The sequence below is a fragment of the Pseudomonas sp. LBUM1662 genome (genome assembly GCF_059695915.1).
Genome location: NZ_CP166793.1, coordinates 4109032 through 4129437 on the forward strand (window position 1 = coordinate 4109032; position 20406 = coordinate 4129437).

Consider the following 20406-nt stretch of genomic DNA (forward strand, 5'->3'; position numbering starts at 1 on the left):
TTAGTGAACCGCGGACATGCCCGAGGCCAGTTGCATGACTCGTTCCTGGGTCGCTTCGCTGCGGTCGAGGGTTCCCATCAGGTCGCCCTCGTGCATGACCATCACCCGGTCGCTCATGCCGAGCACTTCCGGCAGCTCCGAGGAAATCATGATCACCGCCATGCCTTCGCTGGCGAGGTATGAGATGAGCCGGTAAATCTCGGCCTTGGCGCCGACATCGATGCCGCGGGTTGGCTCGTCGAGGATCAGGATCCGTGGATTGGTCATCAGCCAGCGCGCCAGCAAGGCTTTCTGCTGGTTACCGCCGGACAAGGTGTCGATGCACTGTTCAAGCGACGGGGTTTTCACCCGCAGCTTCTTGCACATGTCTTCGCACAACACGCGCAAGGCTTTCTGCTGGATGAAGCCGTGGCCGGCGTAATGCGGCAGCACCGCCATTTCCATGTTCTCCAGCACCGACAGGCACGGGAACAGGCCGCTGAGCTTGCGATCCTCGGTCAGCAACGCGAAGCCCTTCTGGATCGCCATGTGCGGATCGCTGATGCGCACCACTTCGCCATCCAGACGAATCTCGCCACCGTCACTCGGGGTGATGCCGAAAATCGCTTCTGCGACATTGGTGCGGCCCGAGCCCATCAACCCGGCGATGCCGAGGATCTCGCCCGCATGCAGGTCGAAGGACACGCCTTTGAAAATACCGTCCAGCTTGAGGTCGCGCACCGACAGCAGCAGATCGCCGATGGGCTTCTCGCGCACCGGGAACAACTGGCTCAGCTCGCGGCCGACCATCATCGAAATCAGGCTGTCGCCATCCATGCTGTCGGCCCGTTGCAGGCCAATGTAGGCGCCGTCGCGGAACACCGCCACTTCATCGGCGATGGCGAACACTTCGTTCATTTTGTGGGTGATGTAGATGATGCCTTTGCCCTGGCTCTTGAGGTCGGCAATGATCGAGAACAGGTGCGCAACTTCCTTGTCGGTAATGGCCGAGGTCGGTTCGTCCATGATCAGAATGTCGGAGTCGTAAGACACCGCCTTGGCGATCTCGACCATCTGCCGTTCGGCGATGCTCAGGTTGCCGACCTGCTCTTCCGGGTCGAGGTTGATCCGCAGGCGTTCGAGCAGTTTCGCAGTGCAGCGGTGCATCTCGCGGTGGTCGATCATGTGCAGGCTGTTGAGCTGCTCGCGGCCGATCCAGATGTTCTCGGCGATGCTCATGTGCGGCATCAAATTGAGTTCCTGGTGGATCATCGCGATCCCGGCCTGCAGCGCGGCCAGCGGCGTGTCGAACACCACCGGCTTGCCGCGAAGGCGCAGTTCGCCAGCGTCCGGCTGGTAGATGCCGGCGATGATTTTCATCAGGGTCGATTTGCCCGCGCCGTTTTCGCCCATCAGCGCCAACACGGAACCGGGACGAACCCGCAGCTGCACGTCGGACAACGCCACCACACCGGAAAAACCCTTGCTGACGTTGATGATCTCCAGCAGGTACGGCTCATCGACGGATGTTGCGGTTGGCTGGATACCCACCAACGGGGTGCTCGAAGCAGTCGCTGAAGCGAACATGATCAGGTACTCCATCAGCAAGGTCGCGGTGGCAACCTTGCGTGCTTATTGTTGTTATGGGGCGGACGGCTATTTGAACGTGTCGACGTTTTGCGGAGTGATCAAGCGATATGGCACCCACACAGCCTGTTCAACCGGCTCGTTTTTGGCCATTTTCACAGCGGTGTCGATGGAGCCGTCGGCCTGACCTTTCGCGTCCTGGAATACCGAGACCGCCAGGCTGCCTTTCTTGATCGCGTTCAAGCCGTCCGGCGTACCGTCGACGCCAGCGATCAGCACACTGCCCTTGTCGACGCCGGCCTGTTGTAGGGCCATCGCGGCACCAATGGCCATTTCGTCGTTGTTGGCCACGACCGCATCGAACTTGCGGCCCTGGGTCAGCCAGTCGTTGACCAGGGTCATGCCTTTGTCCCGCAGCCAGGTGCCGGTCTGTTCTTGCTCGATCTTGATGTTCGGGTATTTGGCCAGCACCTCTTTCACGCCTTTGGTGCGGTTGGTGGTGGAGTTGTTCGCGAGGTCGCCCAGCAGAATCACGATGTCACCCTTGCCACCCATCTTGTCGGCCAGGTATTGCATCTGCATTTCACCGGCCTCCAGGTCGTTGGAGGCTACCGTGACCACGCCTTTGGGCAGCTTCAGGTCATCCGGGCGGCGGTTGACGTAGACCAGCGGGATGCCGGCCTTGACGGCGGCTTCGGTGATTTTCCTGGTGGCGGCGGTGTCCACCGGGTTGACCACGATGGCATCGACTTTCTGGCTGATGAAGCTTTCGACCTGGCTCAACTGCTTGACCACGTCGCTGCGGGCGTCTTCGAATTGCAGCTGCACGCCGTCGGGATAGGACTTGGCTTTCTTGTCCATGGATTCACGCAGGTAGGTCAGCCAGGTGTCATCGAACTGAGACATGCTGACGCCGATCTTCATGTCGGCGAGGGCAGCACCACTGGCGAACATCAGGGACAAGGCCAGTGAGGCAAAACGGATCTTGGTCTTCATGAAAAGTCTTTCTCCACATTCTTGTTGGTTTTATGGATGAGGCGTGACGATTTTCAGTAAGCAGGCAAGCGGGAAAGCTGTGAAAACGAGCGAGAGGCAGTTCGCTGGAAATGACTTTATTGGAATATTATTTCTATATCAACTCATTTTAGAATTTTATTCTAATTTTGCTCCATGGCTCTCAAACGGCCCCAATTCCACCACCTGACGCCGCTCGAAACTCAGCCGCGCAGCGTCTAGAACGCGGGTGGTCGCCAGTGCATCACGGGCGTCCACAGGCAGTGGGCCACCGCTCTGTAACGCGGTTTGTAGCTGCAAATAGAACTGGTTCCAGCAGCCACGCTCCGACGGAACGCGTTCGCGCACTTCGCCCTGTTCGAACCAGCCCCAGCGCCGATGCTCTTCCACGCCCCAGCGCTCACCCTCGGATTTCGGCGAGAGCCCGGCGAGCGCCGACACTTCTTGCCCGTCCAGGCCATCGACGCTGTAACACCCCTGAGTGCCGGTCACGCGGAAACGCGGGCCCGGGGTGTTTTGCAGGCAACTGCCGCCCAGGTGCGAGATCACTCCGTTGGCGTGGGTCAGGGACATAAAGAAGCCGTTGTCGAAGACCTGGCCTTTTTCCAGGTGATCCAGCTCGGCGTAGACACGGCTCACCGGGCCGAACAGCAGCAGCGCCTGATCCACCAGATGACTGCCCAGGTCGCGAAGGAAGCCACCGCCACTGCCGTTGTTCACCGATTGCGGCGAATAACGTTCGATCCGCGATTCGAAGCGAGTGACGTGGCCCAAGGCACCGGACTCGATGAGTTTGCGCACGGTGAGGAAGTCCGAGTCCCAGCGACGGTTCTGGTAGACGCTGAGCTGCACGCCCTGGCGCTCGGCCATGGTGATCAGGGTCTGGGCTTGCTGCGCATCGGCGGCGAACGGCTTGTCGCTGACCACCGCCACGCCGTGTTCGATGCCGTCGAGCACCAACGCCGGGCGACCTTTGAGCGGTGTGGAAATCACCAGCACATCGACGCCGGCTTCCACCAGTTGGCCGATGCTGTCGAAGGCCGGCACGCCCGGGTACTCGGCTGCCAGTAGTTGTCGGCGTTCCGGGGAACGGGTGACCACGCCCACGAACTTCGCCGCTGGCAGACTGCTGATCAGCGGAGCATGGAAAAAGCGGCCGCCATGGCCGTAACCGACAAGTCCGATGCGCATGATTCAACTCCTTCTTATTGTTATCACCTCTGCCCCTGAAGGAGCTGTCGAGTGAAACGAGGCTGCGATCTTTTGATCTTTGATTTTTAAAAACAAGATCAAAAGATCGCAGCCTCGTTTCACTCGACAGCTCCTACAGGGGTTGGGGTCAGGCGTAGAAGTGGGGGCGGTCTGGGAGGGAGACTTTTACAATTGCCCCGCTGTTTTGGGCTTCGATGCAGGCGTCTGCGGCGACGGCGGCGGCGAAGCCATCCCATGCTGATGGGCCGCCGACTTGCCCGGCGCGCACGCCATCAATAAACGCCTGCAACTCCACGTCATAGGCCGCGATAAACCGATCCTTCCAGTCCATCAGAATCGCGTTGGACAGCTTCGCCCCGCTGCGCAGCTGAACCTGGGATGGCTCCGGCAGTTTGGCGATACCGGTCTCCCCCACTACTTCGCATTGGATGTCGTAGCCGTACTGGCAATTGACGAACACTTCCACATCGATCCGCGTGCCCTTGGCGGTTTCCAGCAACACAATCTGCGGGTCTTTCAAATGCGCGAGGGCCTTGCTGCTCTTGCGTGGGAACACCACTTGTACGGACACGTAATCGTCGTCGAGCAACCAGCGCAGCACGTCGAGTTCATGGATCAGCGTGTCGGTGATCGCCATGTCGGTCTTGTAGTTCTCGCCCACGGTCGGGTTGCGATGGGCGCAGTGGAGCATCAGCGGTTCGCCGATCTGGCCGCTGTCGATGACTTTTTTAAGTGCGCGATAACCTTCGTCATAGGGGCGCATGAAACCGACCTGAACCAAGCGCTTGCCGTGAGCCACTTCGGCCTCGACGATGTTGCGGCAGCCTTCAGCGGTGACGGCCAGCGGCTTCTCGCAGAACACCGGTTTACCCGCGGCAATCGCTGCCAGCACAAACGCTTCGTGGCTCGGGCCCCAGGAGGTGACGAGGATTGCCTCGACTTCCGGCGCGTTGATCAGCGCGTGGCCGTCCGGGTAGACCTCGGCGGTCAGTTTCAGGTCGGCAACGACCTTGGCCGCTTGTTGCAAATTGATGTCGGTGACGGCGACCACCTGGCTGTTGAGCAAGGTCTGGCTGCAACGACGAATGTGATCCTGGCCGATGGCTCCGGTGCCGATGACACCTAACTTTAATGACATGTAAGGACTCCTTGGTGTTCGATTCAGGGCAATCAGTACTGACGGGCCTTGGCCAGTCGTTCATTCAGGGTCTTGGCTACTTCATTGGTGCGGGCGCTGGTGGAGACTTGCGCCACGCCGACCCGCCACCACGACAGGTAGCCATGAATCATGGTTTTGGGCAGAACCTTGATGTCGATCAGTGTCGACACGGTCTGCAAGCGCGCATCCACCAGCGCGGCTTTCAGCTCGTCAGCGGTGTTCACTTTGTAAGTCTTGCAGCCGTAGGCCGCCGCGCTCATGGCGAAATCCACCGGCACGAAACCGCCATCGAGCTTGCCGGTGTCCGGATTGCGGAAACGGAATTCGGTGCCGAAGCTGTCCATGCCGTTGCCCATCTGCAAATTGTTGATGCAGCCGAAGGTCATGTTGTCGAGCAGCACCACGTTGATCTTGCGGCGCTCCTGAATCGAGGTCGCCAGCTCCGAGTGCAACATCATGTAGGAGCCGTCGCCGACCAGCGCATAGACCTCGCGCTCGGGCTCGGCGAGCTTCACGCCCAGCGCAGCATTCACTTCGTAACCCATGCAGGAATAACCGTACTCGACGTGATAAGTGTTCACGCCCTTGCTGCGCCAGCTGCGCTGCAAGTCACCCGGCAGGCTGCCAGCGGCAGCGACGATCACCGCGTCGTCGTCTAGGGTTTCGTTTAGTACGCCGAGGACGCGGCTCTGGGTCAGGCAGGAACCGGTCAGCTCGATGAATTCGCGCAGGACTGCCGGGTCCATGTGGTCGTTGATTTCCGGGGCGAAGTCTTGGGTCTGGTACTCGATCTGATAAAGCCGATCGACCTCCTCGTCCAGTTGCGCCTTGGCCTGTCGCGGTTGATCGCCCCACGCCGAGCGGTAATCGCCCAGCGCTTCGGCCAGTGCCAGCAAACCGGTTTTCGCGTCCGCCAGCAGTTGCACGCCGTCCAGTTTCAAGGCATCGCACGGGCTGATATTGAGGTTGAGAAATTGCACGTCCGGATGCTGGAACAGGGATTTCGACGCGGTGGTGAAATCGCTGTAGCGGGTGCCGACGCCGATGATCAGGTCCGACTCTTTGGCCAGCAGATTCGCCGCCAGACACCCGGTTTCGCCAATCCCGCCGACGTTCAGCGGATGGCTGGACACCACCGCGCTCTTGCCGGCCTGGGTTTCGGCGAAGGGAATATCGAAGCGCTCGGCAAACGCCTGCAACGCTGCATTGGCACCGGAATAACGAACCCCGCCGCCGCAAATGATCAGCGGTTTGCGCTTGCCTTTGAACAGCGCCAAGGCATCGCCGAGCATCGCTTCGGTGGCCGGACGACGTTCGATGCGGTGCACGCGTTTTTGCAGGAAGTAATCGGGATAGTCGTAGGCCTCGCCTTGCACGTCTTGCGGCAAGGCCAGGGTCACGGCGCCGGTTTCGGCAGGGTCAGTGAGCACGCGCATGGCGTGGATCGCCGCGGTCATCAGCTGCTCGGGGCGGTTGATGCGGTCCCAGTATTTGCTCACGGCCTTGAACGCATCGTTGGTGCTGATGCTCAGGTCGTGGAACTGCTCGATCTGTTGCAGCACCGGGTCCGGCTGGCGGCACGCGTAGACATCGCCGGGCAACAGCAGCAAGGGAATGCGGTTGGCGGTGGCCGTCGCGGCGGCGGTCAGCATGTTCGCCGCGCCCGGGCCGACGGATGAGGTGCAGGCGTAGATTTTGCGCCGCAGGTGTTGCTTGGCGAAACCGATGGCGGCATGGGCCATGCCTTGTTCGTTACGGCCCTGATGGACGATCAGGTCGCCGCTGTCCTGCTCCAGGGCTTGGCCCAGGCCCAGCACGTTGCCGTGGCCGAAAATGGTAAAGATCCCGGCGACGAATTTGCTCTGGACGCCATCGACCTCGATGTACTGGTTATCGAGGAATTTCACCAGGGCCTGGGCCATGGTCAGTCTTGTTGTGGTCATAACCATACCTTTCAAATTCAAACCCGATTCCCTGTAGGAGCTGTCGAGTGAAACGAGGCTGCGATCTTTTGATCTTGATCTTAAAAAACAAGATCAAAAGATCGCAGCCTCGTTTCACTCGACAGCTCCTACAGAGGGTGGGTCAGGTCAGGGATTTTTGTAGGTGTTCCATGCTCGCGCCGAGGGCCTGTTGGATATTGGTCAGGCCGTGGACGCTGTCAGCGAACGGCTCGAATGACAGGTAGCCGTTGTATCCGCTGCTGAGCAAGGTTTCGATTTGCGTTGCGTTGCCGAGGATGTCGCCCTCGCCCACCAGCACGCGATGGCCGTCACGAATGGTCGCCAGCGGCGCCTCGGCCTCCTCGACACCGGAGATGTGCACCAGCCCGGTCAGTTCGGGGAAAAACCCGGACTCGCCCGCAAGGTGATGGTGAAAGGTGTCGTGAACCAGCCGGAACACATCCAGCCCACCGACAGCCTTGATCGCCTCCACCGCCGTGCGTTTGAGGCGCAGCGAGCATTCTTCAAACCCCAGCGGTTCGATGAAACCGAGAATGCCGTAATCGCGCAGGATCGGCGCCAGTTCAGTCAATGCGGTGCGCAACCCGGCGGCGCGTTCGGCTTCATTGCGCGTATCGGCGCGATCATTCAGCGGACACATGACCAAACCCTGCGCACCGCAATCACGCGCATAGGCCGCCAGTTTCAAGGCCTGTACCCGACGCTCGTCATTCCACACATCAAACGGATACAACGCGTTGATCGACAGCACGGTGATGCCTTGGGCCTCGCACAATTCACGGACCTGCTCGGCCGACGTACCGTTCTCGATTTCGATGCCCTTGAGGTCGTTACGAATCTCGATGGCATCGGCCTTGAGCGCCACCGCCAGGTTGATGAACGCGGGCAGGGACAAACGTGGGGCGACCATACGGTTCAGGGCGAAACGCAAGGGCTTGCTCATTATTGTTGTTCTCCGCACAGGTGAATTATTTGGCTGTCGGCATGCTGAACTCAGGGCCCTTGGCGATGCTGTCGGGCCAGCGCTGCATCACGCTTTTGTAGCGGCTGTAGAAGCGGATGCCTTCTTCGCCATGGGCGTGATGATCACCGAACAGCGAGCGCTTCCAGCCGCCGAATGAGTGCCAGGCCATGGGCACCGGAATAGGCACGTTGATACCGACCATGCCGACCTTGATGGTGCGAGCGAACGCCTGGGCGATGCCGCCGTCGCTGGTGAAACACGACACACCGTTGCCGAATTCGTGGGCGTTGATCAAAGCGACGGCACTGGCGAAATCCGGGACGCGGACGATGCCCAACACCGGGCCGAAGATCTCTTGCTGATAGATGCTCATCTCGGTGGTGACGTTATCGAACAGCGTCGCGCCGACGAAGAAGCCATTCTCCGCGCCCGGCACCTTGAACCCGCGACCGTCGACAATCAGCTGCGCGCCTTGGGCCACGCCTTCATCTATGAAGCCTTCGACCTTGGCCTTGTGTTCGGCTGTCACCAACGGCCCCATGTCGCTGTCGCCCTGCATGCCGTTGCCGACCTTGAGCTGATCGATGCGCGGCAGCAGCTTGGCAATCAACGAGTCGCCGACATCGCCCACCGCGACGGCAATCGAGATCGCCATGCAGCGCTCGCCGGCCGAGCCGAAAGCCGCGCCGATCAAGGCGTCTGCGGCCTGATCCAGATCCGCGTCCGGCATGACGATCATGTGATTCTTCGCCCCGCCCAGCGCCTGAACCCGCTTGCCGCGCGAGGTGGCTTGCTGATGGATGTACTCGGCAATCGGCGTCGAACCGACAAAGGAAATCGCCTCGATGTCCGGGTGTTGCAACAGCGCATCGACCGCTGTCTTGTCGCCCTGGACCACGTTGAACACGCCGTCCGGCAACCCGGCTTCGGTCAACAGGCGGGCCATCAGCAAACTGGCGGACGGATCACGCTCGGAGGGTTTGAGGATGAAGCAATTACCGGTGACCAACGCCAGCGGGATCATCCACAGGGGCACCATCACCGGGAAATTGAACGGCGTGACGCCGGCGCACACGCCCAGTGGCTGGCGCAGGTTCCAGTTGTCGATGCCGCCGCCGATGTTGTCGCTGAACTCGGTTTTCAGCAGGTTCGGCGCACCGCAGGCGTATTCGACGATCTCGATGCCACGGGTGACTTCGCCCTTGGCATCAGAGAGCACCTTGCCGTGTTCGCGGCTGATGATTTCGGCCAGTTCATCGTGATGACGGTCGAGCAATTCCTTGAACTTGAACATCACCCGCGAACGGCGCAGGGACGATTGCTCGGACCAGGCCGCGAACGCTTTCAGGGCCGAGGCAACGGCGGCGTCGACGGTTTTCTCGCTGGCCAGCCCGACGCGCGCTTGCACCTCGCCGGTCGCCGGGTTGAAAACATTACTGTACCGCTCGCTGCCGCTGTCTTGCACTTGACCGTCGATGTAATGGCCGATGACCGGGGCGTCGCTCATTGTTCTTGTTCTCCGTGCAGAAAGTGAAATCAGGCTTTTTAGTTCAGAGATCAAGCAGCCAACTGTGCTGCGGATCGTTATGGAACTGCCAGACGCGTTTCGGGCCGGCCATCACGTTCAGGTAATACGACTCGTAGCCGTACGGCACGCTGACCGGGTGATAGCCCTTGGGCACGACCACGAGGTCGCTGTTTTCCACGGCCATGGCTTGATCGATGCTGCGGTCGTCGGTGTAGACGCGCTGGAACACGAAGCCCTGGGGCGGGTTGATCTGGTGGTAATAGGTTTCTTCGAGAAAGCTCTGGTGCGGCAAATCATCGGTGTCGTGTTTGTGCGGCGGGTAGCTCGACGAGTGTCCCGACGGCGTGCGCACTTCCACCACCAGCAGCGAATGGGCGGGCTCGGTGTCCGGCAGGATGTCGCAGACGTAACGGGTGTTGGCGCCCTTGCCGCGCACGCTGCGCTTCATGGTGTCGGGTTTGATCAGCCTTGGACCAAGGCCCTTTTCGGCTGAGCCCGGTGCGGCGCAGACGGCAATCTGCACATCGCTCAACGCGACGATCTGGGCCTGACTGCCCGGCGGCAAGTACGCGGCGAAGGGTGATTTGTCTTCGAACACCGACTGGCGATCACCGAGGTTGTCCCAGTCGAAAGCGCCCTGCCCCGGCGCTTCGCCCTTGATGCTGACGCGACCGCTGAGCAGCACCAGACACAGTTCTTTATCGCCCGCCGCCACCGGCAAGGTTTCGCCGAGGCTCAAGCGGTAAGCGGCGAAGCCGACGTATTCCAATTCACCTTTGCCCAACTCGACCATCGTCCGGCCGTGGGTATTGCTTTTGACCAGCAGGCTCATCGCTTAACCCTCTCATCGAGCAACGCACGCAAGGTGTCGTAGCCTTTTTTCGCGTAGACGTAGCTCGGCGCCACGGCCGGATCCTGCTCGGCCTCGACCACCAGCCAGCCGTGATAATCGTTGGCCAGCAACACATCGAGCAGCGCGGCGAAGTCGATGTCGCCATCGCCGGGCACGGTAAAAGTGCCGTTAATGATGCAGTCCGGAAAGCTCCACAGGTTGTTGCGCGCCAGTTGCACCACCGGTTTGCGCACGTCTTTGAAATGCACGTGGCAGATGCGATTGATGTGTTTGCGCAGCACCTGCAACGGCTCGCCGCCGCCCATGTAGCAATGGCCCGAATCGAACAGCAGACCGACTTCGCTGCCGGTCAACGCCATCAGCTTGTCGATGTCGGCCGGGGATTCGACGTAAGCGCCCATGTGGTGGTGATAGGCAAGGCGCACACCTTGGGACAGGGTGAAACGCGCCAGCTCGGTGAGCTTGTCGGCGTATTCCTGCCACGCCTGTTCGGTGTGGAAACGCGGGCGTTCCACCAAGGGAATGCGCTGGCCCTGGATCGAGTCCGCCACTTCACCGTAAACCAGCACCTTGGCGCCGTTCTTCGCCAGCAGATCGACATGGCTGCCGATGGCGTCGATTTCCTCCGCCACGGAACGGCGGGCCAGACGGCTGGAATACCAGCCCGATACCAGCCCCAGATCGTAAGGCCGCAGCACGTCGCCGACGCCTTTGGCATCCTTGGGAAATTTGCCGTTGAGTTCGAAACCTTCGTAACCGATCTCCTTGCCTTCGCTTAAAGCGGTGCTCAGCGGCGTCTCGCCACCGAGGGACGGCAAGTCGTCGTTGCTCCAGGAGATCGGGTTGATGCCAATTCGGATAGCGGGCATGGCTGCACCTATTGTTGTTGTACACACATCAGTAAGAACGACACAAAACCCTGTGGGAGCGGGCTTGCTCGCGAAAGCGGTGTGTCAGGCGACATCAACGTTGAATGTGCCGCCGTCTTCGCGAGCAAGCCCGCTCCCACATTTTGAATTGCGTCAAACCATCAAGCGCGGAATAGCGGGCATGGCTGCACCTTTTGTTGTTGTACCTAACCAGTAAGAGCGACACAAAACCCTGTGGGAGCGGGCTTGCTCGCGAAAGCGGTGTGTCAGGCGACATCAACGTTGAATGTGCCGCCGTCTTCGCGAGCAAGCCCGCTCCCACATTGGATTTGCGTTAAATCCTCAGGCGCGGGCGGTGCGCCAGGCGTTGATGAGTTCGACGAAGGTGTCCTGCACCTGACGGATCAGCGCTTCGTCGTCGATTTCACCGGCCAGCCACGCGCGGCTCGGTTCCTGGAAAATCGTGCGGCCCACGGCGAATCCTCGGCATGTCTGGCTCTGGCTCGCCTGCTGAAACCCTTCGGCCAGCGCAGACGCCGGAGCATTCAAGCCCAGCAACACCACGCCACGGCAATACGGATCACGCTCCTGAATCAGCTCATCCAGCTGTTTCCACTCCTCGGCACTTTGCGCTTCGATCTTCCACCACGCCGGGTAAATCCCCAGGTTGTAGAGGCGTTTCAGCGCGCGATACAAAACGTCCGGATGGGTCGACGGATGATCCTTGGGCGGGATGATTTCCAGCAGCAGTTCATGGCCGCTGACCTGGGACGCCTCATACAAACCCTTGATCTGCGCTTCCTGTTCCAAACGCAGCAACGGCTCGTCGTCAGGATGAAATTGCACCAGGCACTTGATGATCTGTTCCTGCGGCCAGGCAATCAGGTTGCTGCCAATCGAGCGCCCATGTTCAAACGCCAACGGCCGTGAGCCCTGCACTTCCACCGGCCGAGCCACCCACCAACCACGACCGGTGGCGGCATTCAGCGAGTCCTGTCCGAAGCGTTGATCGGCGAGCAAGCCAACATCAGCGTCAATACCCTGCTCACGCAAATCGGTTTCAACCCGCTCCACGGCTTTGATAAAGAGTTGTTTGAGTTCACAGATCGCGTTGAGGTCGCGACCACCCTTTTGCGCCAGCTCCACCAGTTGCCCACGATGATCGAAGGCAAAGATGAACAGCTGCCTCCACTGTTTGCGCGGCACGCTGACCTGATGTAAACGCTGCAACACCGCGTCCTGATCCGGCCGGGTAATCGGCACCGGGCTGTTGAACAGGTAATCGAGTTCGGCGCGGGTCGGCATCGCCGGGGCGCAGGCATGGCGCGACACCACCAGACCGCCGCAGGCATTGGCCAACTGGCAGCAGCGCTCATCGCTGGCATCCTCCAGCCAACCGCTGAGGAAGCCCGACATAAAAGCATCGCCGGCCCCCAACACGTTGAGCACTTCCACCCGAACGCCAGGGTAAATCGCCCCGTCTTCAAGACGCACCGGAATCACCCCGTGAATCACCGTGCAACCCTGCGGGCCAAGCTTGACCACCAACGTTGCATCGCTCAAACGGCGGACATTGCGCAACGCCGTGAGCAAATCCTCCGAGCCGCCCGCAATCAAAAACTCTTCTTCAGTGCCGACGATCAAGTCGAAACGTGGCAGGATTTTCTGCACATGCTGGCTGACGTTCTGATCGGCAACGAAGCGGGTTTCCCCATCAGCCTTGCCCGCCAGCCCCCACAGCACCGGCCGATAATCGATATCCAGCACCCGTTTGACGTTGTGCTTCTCGGCGTAATCCAGCGCCTGGATGCTCGCCTTGTAGACGCCGTCGGTGGAGAAATGGGTGCCGGTGATCAGCAAGGCTTTGCTGGAGGCAATAAAGGCTTCGTTGATGTCCTCGGCCCGCAGTGCCATGTCGGCACAGTTTTCGCGGTAGAAGACCAAAGGAAAGGTTTCGCGGTCCTTGAGACCGAGCAGGACCATCGCGGTCAGGCGTTCCGGATCGACTTTGACGCCGCTGACGTCACAGCCCTCACGCGCCAGGGATTCCAGCAGGAACCGGCCCATGTGGTCGTCCCCTACCCGGCTCAACATCGCCGATTTCAGGCCCAGCCGAGCGGTGCCAAACGCGATGTTGGCGGACGATCCCCCAAGGTATTTGGCGAAGCTTGAAACATCCTCGAGCCGCGCCCCGACTTGCTGCGCATAGAGGTCGACGCCAAGGCGCCCCAGGCAAATCAGATCCAATTGACGCCCACTGGCAAAACGAGTCTGGCCCATGCTGGCTCCTGTTATTTTTATCAGCCTGCGTTCGGGGCGATGGAGGCGCCGAACGCTCTTGGTGGGATGCAGACTAAAACGACCGGGGCCGAACAATCAATAATTATTCCAAATAATTTTTACTTGGAATATTTTTTCCAATAAACTTTTACAAAAGCATTCCAGACACAGTGCATCGTTTCAGCAAACCTCACGCCGGCCGCAAGCTCAAGATTTTATTCCGGCCTACCCTGTAGACTGCGCACAGCCAACCTATTGTCAGGGGCCTACACACAAGTCAGCCCTATAAGAACAAGCCAGAAGGATTCCCTATGTCCCGCACCGATCAGCCGGCTACGACCGAGAGCACGCCCGACAGCGATCTCGTCAGCCCCCCGATCAATGCCGAGCGTCTGCTGCAGCTGATCACCAATGAATACGAAAGCCTGCCGCGCCAGCTCAAACGCATCGCCAGCTACATGAGCCAGCAAAGCGACCGGATCATGGTCGACCGCATCAGCGACATCGCCCGCGAGTGCGAAGTGCACCCGTCGGCCATCGTGCGGTTTTCCCAGCGTTTCGGCTTCAGCGGTTTCAGCGAAATGCAGGCCCTGTTCCGCGAGGCGTACACGCACAAGACCACGCCGGTGCAGAACTACCAGCAGCGCATTCGCAGCATGATCGCCAACAAGTCGCAGAAAGCCAGCGGCGGCGACCTCGCCCGCGAGTGCATCGACGCAACCTTGTCCGGCATCGAGCGGCTGGGGCAGGAACTCGATGACGAAGCTTTCGACAAAGCCGTCGACCTGGTGGTGAATGCCGACAACATCTACGTGGTCGGCGTGCGCCGCTCGTTCGCCGTGGCCGATTATCTGGTCTACAACCTGCAACACACCAACAAGCGCATCCACCTGGTTTCAGGCCTCGGCGGCAGCTACCGCGAGCAGATGCGCAGCGTGCGCGCCAATGACCTGGTGATCGCCATCAGCTTCACCCCGTACGGCAAGGAAACCCAACACTGCCTGCGAATCGCCCAGCACAACCAGGCGAAAACCCTGATCATCACCGACAGCAACCTGTCGCCGCTGGCCAAACGTGCCAACACCGTGCTGCTGGTCAACGAAGGCAGCTCGTTCGCCTTCCGCTCCTTGAGTGCGACGTTGTGCCTGTGCCAGGCGCTGTTTATCGCCGTGGCCTATCGACTGGAATTGAAGGTGGACGAGATCCACGAGCAGGTCGGTTTCGAGGATTAGCCCGGCGCCGTTTGCAGGTCGCCGAACCTCAGCTAAGGTAGTCCATCCCGACATGGACACCTGAAGGAGCGGCTCAATGAAACTGATCGGCATGCTGGATTCGCCCTACGTGCGGCGCGTGGCCATTTCCGCCAAGCATTTGGGCATCGACCTGGAGCACGAATCGGTGTCGGTGTTCCGCCACTTCGAACACTTCCAGCAGATCAACCCCGTGGTCAAGGCGCCGACCCTGGTGCTGGATGACGGCGAAGTGTTGATCGATTCAACGCTGATCATCGACTACCTCGAAGCCCTCGCCGGCCCCGACAAAAGCCTGATGCCCGCCGACCTCAAGCAGCGACTGCGCGCATGGCGCCTGATTGGGCTCGGGTTGGCGGCGTGCGAAAAGTCCGTGCAGCTTTACTACGAACGCAACCTGCGCCCCGCCGAGAATCAATACCAGCCTTGGGTTGAACGCGTCGAAGGCCAACTCGCCGCAGCCTATTCAGCGCTTGAGCGCGAGCTGGAAAAACAGCCTCTGGCAAACGGTGCCTTGATCGGACAAGACGGCATCACCCTCGCTGTCGCCTGGAGCTTCACCAACCTCGTGACCCCGGATCAGGTCGATGCCTCACGCTTCCCGCGTATAGCCGAATTCACCGCGCAGGCGGAAAAGCTTGAGGCCTTCATCAGCACCCCGATAACCTGACCGCCCCCCTCGAACGGACCCGAGCATGACCGTCGCCGAACAACCTGCCCCGGCGCTGAAGGCAATCTTCAACGCCGAACACCTACGGGTCCGCTAGGCACTTTCTGCGACTTGCGACGAGTACGCGGGATAGTCGATGTAGCCATGCGCTCCCCCGCCGTAGTAAGCCTCCCTTCCCGCTTCGGCCAGTGGCCAGCCATGGCGCAAGCGATTGACCAGATCGGGGTTGGCTATAAACGGTCGGCCAAAAACCACCAGGTCGCTTAATCCTTCTTCGATGGCCTGCTGCGCGGTTTCAAGGGTGAACCCGCCCGACACCATCAAGGTGCCGTCGTAAGCTGCGCGGAAGTTTTTTTGAAAGTCCGGCGTGTCGAGATGGCTGGCGTGCAGGTAGGCAATCTGGCGTTGGGACAGTGCTCCGGCCAGAGCGAGCCAAGTGGCCTCTTCGCCATCGAACGGGTGCAGATCCGCCAGGTGGGCAAAAGGCGACACGCGCACACCCACCTTCGAACTGCCGATCTGCGCACTCACCGCATCGACCGTCTCAAGCAGCAATCGCAGACGATTCGCAATCGGTGCACCACCGTAGCGGTCTTCACGTGTGTTGAAGCCGCCGTTGATGAACTGTTCAAACAGATACCCGTTGCCGGCGTGAATTTCAACGCCGTCAAAACCTGCCGACATTGCATTGGCCGAGGCCAGGCGAAAGTCTGCAATGACCTGCCGAATCCCCTCGGCATCCAACGCCACGGGCGCACTCACCGGAACTTGCGCAGGCTTGCCGTCGCTGTCGTAGGCATGCACCAACGTTTGACTGGCCGGCATGGCCACAGGCGCGACAGGTGAGCGTCCTTCCAACAAGGAAGAATGCGAGACACGCCCCACATGCCAGAGCTGGAGGAACATGCGCCCCCCGGCTTGATGAACCGCATCAGTCACGCGCTTCCAGCCTTGAATTTGCGCTGCGCTGTGGATCCCCGGGGTGTACAGGTAGCCACGTCCCAGTGGAGAAACCTGCGCGCTTTCACTGATGATCAGGCCGGCTCCGGCGCGCTGGGCGTAATAGGTCGCCATGTCTTCAGACGGCACGGTGCCCTCGACGCGAGCGCGGGTCATCGGCGCCATGACGATGCGATTCGGCAACAACTGATCCGCGAGGACATAAGATTCAAAAAGTGATGACATGAGTGATTCCTCCGCGTGATCTCAGGCATGTGACGGGAAGTACGGCAGAACGTGCTCGCCGAGTTCGTCGAGGATTTCGCCATAGGGTTGACGGCTGACCTTGGGGTTGAGCGCGATATGCGAAACGCCGGCAGATTGCGCTTGCTCCAGGTAATTGCGCAGGCCGTTGCGCCCTGCGCGGAAGCCGCCCTGAATGCGCTGAAATGGCTGATCCGGGTTGTCGCTGAGGTCGAAATAGCCACCCAGGCCCAACGGCTTAAAGGCGTTGCGGTTCTCGGCCTCCTGCACGGCGGCGTGCCAGCTTTCGCCCAACAATGCCAACCGCTCCGGACTTTGGACGCCGGCAAGATAGCCATCGAGGTGCTGAGCCAACCATTCAACGCTCTGTTGCGCCTGGCCGACAGCAATTGACGGGACGCGGCCATACGGCGCTTTCGGCACCAGGTCCAGGTTTCCCGATGAGCCACCGAATCGCTCGGAGCGGAAACGCGGAAAGCTCTGCTCGATCAGGGTTCGAAACACCGAAAAGGCGTCACGGTAGCGATCGCCACGGGATTCATAATCGATGCCCAGCATCGGGTAATCACTGTATCGATCGCCCGAGGACAGTCCCAACACCAGTCGACCTTCACTGAGTTGATCGAGGGACGTCGCTTGCTTGGCCAGATACATCGGATCACGGGTCGGCAGCACAATACCCGTGGTGCCCAAGACAATGCTGCGGGTGGCGGCGGCCAGGTAACCGATGTAGACCAGTGGCTCAAAGATCTGCGCCACATCGCCATAATCCGGGTCGTAGAAAGGTATGTCGCGCATCCACAAGGCACCAAAGCCCAGCGCTTCGGCGCGTTGCGCCATCTCCACGTGATCACGCATGGTCGGCGCCGGTCTGCCCGGGTGGGTTTCGAGCGGCAAGATCAAGCCAATCGTGAGCGCCTGCGGTTTAAACAAGCGTTGAAACCCGGGATGGCGCTCAAGCGAAGGATGCGCGGTCGGTAACGTGGCAGGTTGAGCTGGCGGCGAGAAGTGTGTGGCGGTAGTCATAATGGCAGTCCCGTGAGTGACGATGACTGACATATTTATTGATTCCTCAGGCTGGATAAACAGCAGTTCGCGCCCCTTACACGGTCCTCTGAGTCCCCAATATCGCTATCTTTCCCAAGGCACTCCTGCTTCCCAACGCTCGATCAACAGGTCAATAAACCTGCGAACGCGGGGGGACAGGTGACGCTTGCTGGTGTAGACGACTCTGATGGGATCAGGAGGTGCGCGATAGGGTTTCAACACTTCCACTAACGTTCCATCGCGCAGGTCGTTCCCCGTAATGTAGGTCGGCAGATGAATCAGGCCGATGCCTGCCAGCGCCGCTTCTCGCGTGGCTTCTGAGCTGTCGATGTTCAGTCGCCCCGGCTGTTCGTACAGATGAACGCCGGCAGGTGTCTGGTAACGCCAGACGGTCGGCCGCTCGCCACTGAATAAAGCGATGGTGTCATGCCCGACCAGTTCAGCGGGCGTTTGCGGCACGCCGCGTTGGGCCAGATAAGCAGGCGATGCACACGTCGCGAATTGCTGCCACGCCACGGTACGGGTAAACAATTGTGAGTCATCTTTGGGCATGCCAATTCGTATGGCGATGTCGATGCCCTCTTCGACCAGATCAACAAAGCGATCAGTAAACCAGACATCCGCCCGCAGTTCGGGCCACTGCTTCAGATAAGCATCCAGAATCGGCAGAATGTGGCGCTGACCAAAGGACAGCGGTGCCGTGAGCTTAAAGGTCCCGGTGGGTCGCCCGCGGCGCAAGGCCATGGTCGCTTCCACTTCATCCAGGTCTTCGAGAATCTGACGCCAGCGCTCAAAGGCCACCTGCCCCTCGTCAGTCAGGCTCAGTTTGCGCGTCGTGCGATTGAGAAGCCGTGCGCCCATCCGACTTTCCAGGCGAACTATACTTTTTCCCACCGCCGACCGGGTCAGACCGAGAGAGGCCGCCGCCGCGGTAAAGCTTCCAGCCTTTACGGCGCAGACAAATGCAGCGATGTCACCAAAACGGTTGGCTTCCATGGGTCGCTTTACTCCAGGACATGCAGAGAGTGTATGCGGAGCATGAGGCCCATAAAATTTCCTGTTCATTTATCAATAGGACCGGATCATGATCCTCAAGCGCGCAGGCTCGCAACCCTCGATAAAAGCCCCTGAAGCGTACTTCACAGGCACCGTCCGAATGGACCCACTCAACTCCCCTCCTGAACCGGCCCGAGCGTCCATCGTCAGCGTCACCTTTGAACCCGGCGCTCGTAGCGCCTGGCACACCCATCCGCTGGGTCAGACGCTGATCGTCACCGCAGGCTGCGGCTGGACGCAGTGTGAAGGCGAACCGATCGTAGAAATTCGTGCCGGAGATGTCATCTGGTGCCCGCCGGGCCACAAACACTGGCACGGAGCCAGCGCCACCACCGCCATGACCCACATTGGAGTCCAGGAAGCGCTGGACGGTGTGAGTGTCGTCTGGATGGAAAAAGTCACCGACGAGGAATATAACGTCGGTCCACCGGGGGAATGATTTGGCCCCTGAGCCTGCAAATATCGCGGAATTCACCGCGCAAGCAGAAAAGCTTGAGGCCTTCATCAGTACCCCGATAACCTGACCGGCCCCCTCGAACGGACCCGACCATGACCGCCGCCGAACAACCTGCCCCGGCGCTGAAGGAAATCTTCAACGCCGAACGCCTCAAACACATCGCCACCGAAATGACGGCGGTCTACCCGGCCTTCAACGCCAAAGCCTTCCTGAAACTGGCCAACGACGGCCTCGCCGACCTGTCGATCATGCAACGCATGGCCCGCGTCAGCGAATGCCTGCACGCCGTGCTGCCGCTGGACTACGACGAATCCCTCGAAGTCCTGCGCGCCCTCGCCCCCCGCCTGAACAGCGGCTTCGTCAGCATCTCCCTGCCGCATTACGTCGCGATGTATGGCGCGCATGATTTCGAGCGCTCGATGGACGCGCTCAAATACTTCACCGCGTTTGGGTCTGCGGAATTTGCGATCCGGTATTTTCTGCGCAGCGATCTGCAACGGTCATTGGCGCTGATGCAGGCATGGTCCCGGGATGAGAATGAGCATGTTCGGCGCCTGGCCAGTGAAGGCAGTCGACCGCGATTGCCGTGGTCGTTTCGGTTGGAACAGATTCAGAGTGATCCGACGTTGGCGGCGGCGATTCTGGACAACCTCAAGGCAGATGACAGCCTTTACGTGCGCAAGTCGGTGGCCAATCACCTGAATGACATTACCAAGGACCATCCGGAGTGGGTGCTGGATTTGATCGAGGGGTGGTCGCTGGAGAACAAACACACCGCGTGGATTGCCAAGCATGCGTTGCGTAGTTTGATTAAGCAGGGGAATCAGCGGGCGTTGGCGATTATTGGGGCGAGTGGGAAAGCGGAGGTTGAGATTGTTGGGGTGAAGGTGGAGCCGGCGGTGATTCGGTTGGGGGAGAAGATTACGTTGTCGTTTGCGGTGAAATCCACGGTGGCGGAGAGTCAGCGGTTGGTGATTGATTATGCGATTGACTATGTGAAAGCCAATGGCAGCACTTCGGCGAAGGTGTTCAAGCTGAAGGTGTTGACGTTGGCTGGTGAGGCGATTGAACGGGTTAGCCGTGGGCAGCAGATCAAGGAGCTGACTACTCGGAAGCACTATGTGGGGAAACACGCAGTGCACATCCTGGTGAACGGGGAACGCCTCGCCAGCACCTCCTTCGAAATCCTCGCATAACCTGAGGGCGCTGCCTCGTGGCAAGGGGACGCGAAAGGCATCAATCGGCCAGAAGCAAACTCTCGTGACCGACTGCTTACGTCTGATTGTTGCACGTCAGGAATGACAGCTAATGGCC

At 60.0% G+C, this 20406-nt stretch carries 17 protein-coding genes; 4 read left to right on the forward strand and 13 right to left on the reverse strand.

What is annotated here, in order from left to right; translation table 11 throughout:
* From ACA049_RS18515 to ACA049_RS18560, 10 genes are all read right to left on the reverse strand, one after another.
* The gene (locus tag ACA049_RS18515) at window positions 1-1566 is read right to left on the reverse strand and encodes a sugar ABC transporter ATP-binding protein (RefSeq protein ID WP_497328693.1); all 1566 of its coding nucleotides are present in this window, start codon (window positions 1564-1566) and stop codon (window positions 1-3) included.
* Between the two features lie 69 nt (window positions 1567-1635).
* Complete coding sequence (locus ACA049_RS18520) at window positions 1636-2562, reverse strand: sugar ABC transporter substrate-binding protein (RefSeq protein WP_497328694.1); 927 nt, start codon at window positions 2560-2562, stop codon at window positions 1636-1638.
* 156 nt (window positions 2563-2718) lie between these two features.
* On the reverse strand, window positions 2719-3771 hold the full coding sequence (locus ACA049_RS18525) for a Gfo/Idh/MocA family protein (RefSeq protein ID WP_497328695.1): 1053 nt from the start codon (window positions 3769-3771) through the stop codon (window positions 2719-2721).
* 148 nt (window positions 3772-3919) lie between these two features.
* Window positions 3920-4930, reverse strand: a complete 1011-nt coding sequence (gene iolG / locus ACA049_RS18530) for a bifunctional inositol 2-dehydrogenase/D-chiro-inositol 1-dehydrogenase (RefSeq protein WP_497328696.1) — start codon at window positions 4928-4930, stop codon at window positions 3920-3922.
* 32 nt (window positions 4931-4962) lie between these two features.
* The gene (gene iolD / locus ACA049_RS18535; protein WP_497328697.1) at window positions 4963-6894 is read right to left on the reverse strand and encodes a 3D-(3,5/4)-trihydroxycyclohexane-1,2-dione acylhydrolase (decyclizing); all 1932 of its coding nucleotides are present in this window, start codon (window positions 6892-6894) and stop codon (window positions 4963-4965) included.
* 142 nt (window positions 6895-7036) lie between these two features.
* Window positions 7037-7858: a TIM barrel protein gene (locus ACA049_RS18540; protein WP_497328698.1), complete on the reverse strand. Its 822-nt coding sequence runs from the start codon at window positions 7856-7858 to the stop codon at window positions 7037-7039.
* A gap of 25 nt (window positions 7859-7883) precedes the next feature.
* Window positions 7884-9386, reverse strand: coding sequence for a CoA-acylating methylmalonate-semialdehyde dehydrogenase (locus ACA049_RS18545; protein WP_497328699.1), 1503 nt, complete (start codon window positions 9384-9386; stop codon window positions 7884-7886).
* A 43-nt stretch (window positions 9387-9429) separates the two neighbouring features.
* Window positions 9430-10239: a 5-deoxy-glucuronate isomerase gene (gene iolB, locus ACA049_RS18550; RefSeq protein ID WP_497328700.1), complete on the reverse strand. Its 810-nt coding sequence runs from the start codon at window positions 10237-10239 to the stop codon at window positions 9430-9432.
* A complete protein-coding gene (gene iolE, locus ACA049_RS18555; RefSeq protein WP_497328701.1) occupies window positions 10236-11129 on the reverse strand; it encodes a myo-inosose-2 dehydratase in 894 nt (297 codons plus the stop codon). Before iolE ends, iolB begins: the two co-directional genes overlap by 4 nt.
* Window positions 11130-11471: 342 nt before the next feature.
* Window positions 11472-13409, reverse strand: a complete 1938-nt coding sequence (locus ACA049_RS18560; protein ID WP_497328702.1) for a bifunctional 5-dehydro-2-deoxygluconokinase/5-dehydro-2-deoxyphosphogluconate aldolase — start codon at window positions 13407-13409, stop codon at window positions 11472-11474.
* Between the two features lie 311 nt (window positions 13410-13720).
* Between ACA049_RS18560 and ACA049_RS18565 the strand changes: the two genes are divergently transcribed.
* Both ACA049_RS18565 and ACA049_RS18570 read left to right on the forward strand, forming a co-directional pair.
* The gene (locus ACA049_RS18565) at window positions 13721-14641 is read left to right on the forward strand and encodes a MurR/RpiR family transcriptional regulator (RefSeq protein WP_109629879.1); all 921 of its coding nucleotides are present in this window, start codon (window positions 13721-13723) and stop codon (window positions 14639-14641) included.
* 76 nt (window positions 14642-14717) lie between these two features.
* Complete coding sequence (locus ACA049_RS18570; protein WP_497328703.1) at window positions 14718-15329, forward strand: glutathione S-transferase; 612 nt, start codon at window positions 14718-14720, stop codon at window positions 15327-15329.
* A 93-nt stretch (window positions 15330-15422) separates the two neighbouring features.
* Here the strand turns inward: ACA049_RS18570 and ACA049_RS18575 are convergent, their stop codons facing one another.
* From ACA049_RS18575 to ACA049_RS18585, 3 genes are all read right to left on the reverse strand, one after another.
* On the reverse strand, window positions 15423-16514 hold the full coding sequence (locus tag ACA049_RS18575) for an alkene reductase (protein ID WP_497328705.1): 1092 nt from the start codon (window positions 16512-16514) through the stop codon (window positions 15423-15425).
* A gap of 21 nt (window positions 16515-16535) precedes the next feature.
* Window positions 16536-17558, reverse strand: coding sequence for an LLM class oxidoreductase (locus ACA049_RS18580; protein WP_497328707.1), 1023 nt, complete (start codon window positions 17556-17558; stop codon window positions 16536-16538).
* 105 nt (window positions 17559-17663) lie between these two features.
* Window positions 17664-18575, reverse strand: a complete 912-nt coding sequence (locus ACA049_RS18585) for a LysR family transcriptional regulator (RefSeq protein WP_497328709.1) — start codon at window positions 18573-18575, stop codon at window positions 17664-17666.
* 88 nt (window positions 18576-18663) lie between these two features.
* Here ACA049_RS18585 and ACA049_RS18590 point away from each other — a divergent pair, with 88 nt between their 5' ends.
* Together ACA049_RS18590 and ACA049_RS18595 are read left to right on the forward strand one after the other, a co-directional pair.
* A complete protein-coding gene (locus tag ACA049_RS18590; RefSeq protein WP_497328711.1) occupies window positions 18664-19074 on the forward strand; it encodes a (R)-mandelonitrile lyase in 411 nt (136 codons plus the stop codon).
* A 110-nt stretch (window positions 19075-19184) separates the two neighbouring features.
* A complete protein-coding gene (locus tag ACA049_RS18595; protein WP_497328713.1) occupies window positions 19185-20288 on the forward strand; it encodes a DNA alkylation repair protein in 1104 nt (367 codons plus the stop codon).
* The last annotated feature ends 118 nt before the right edge of the window (window positions 20289-20406 follow it).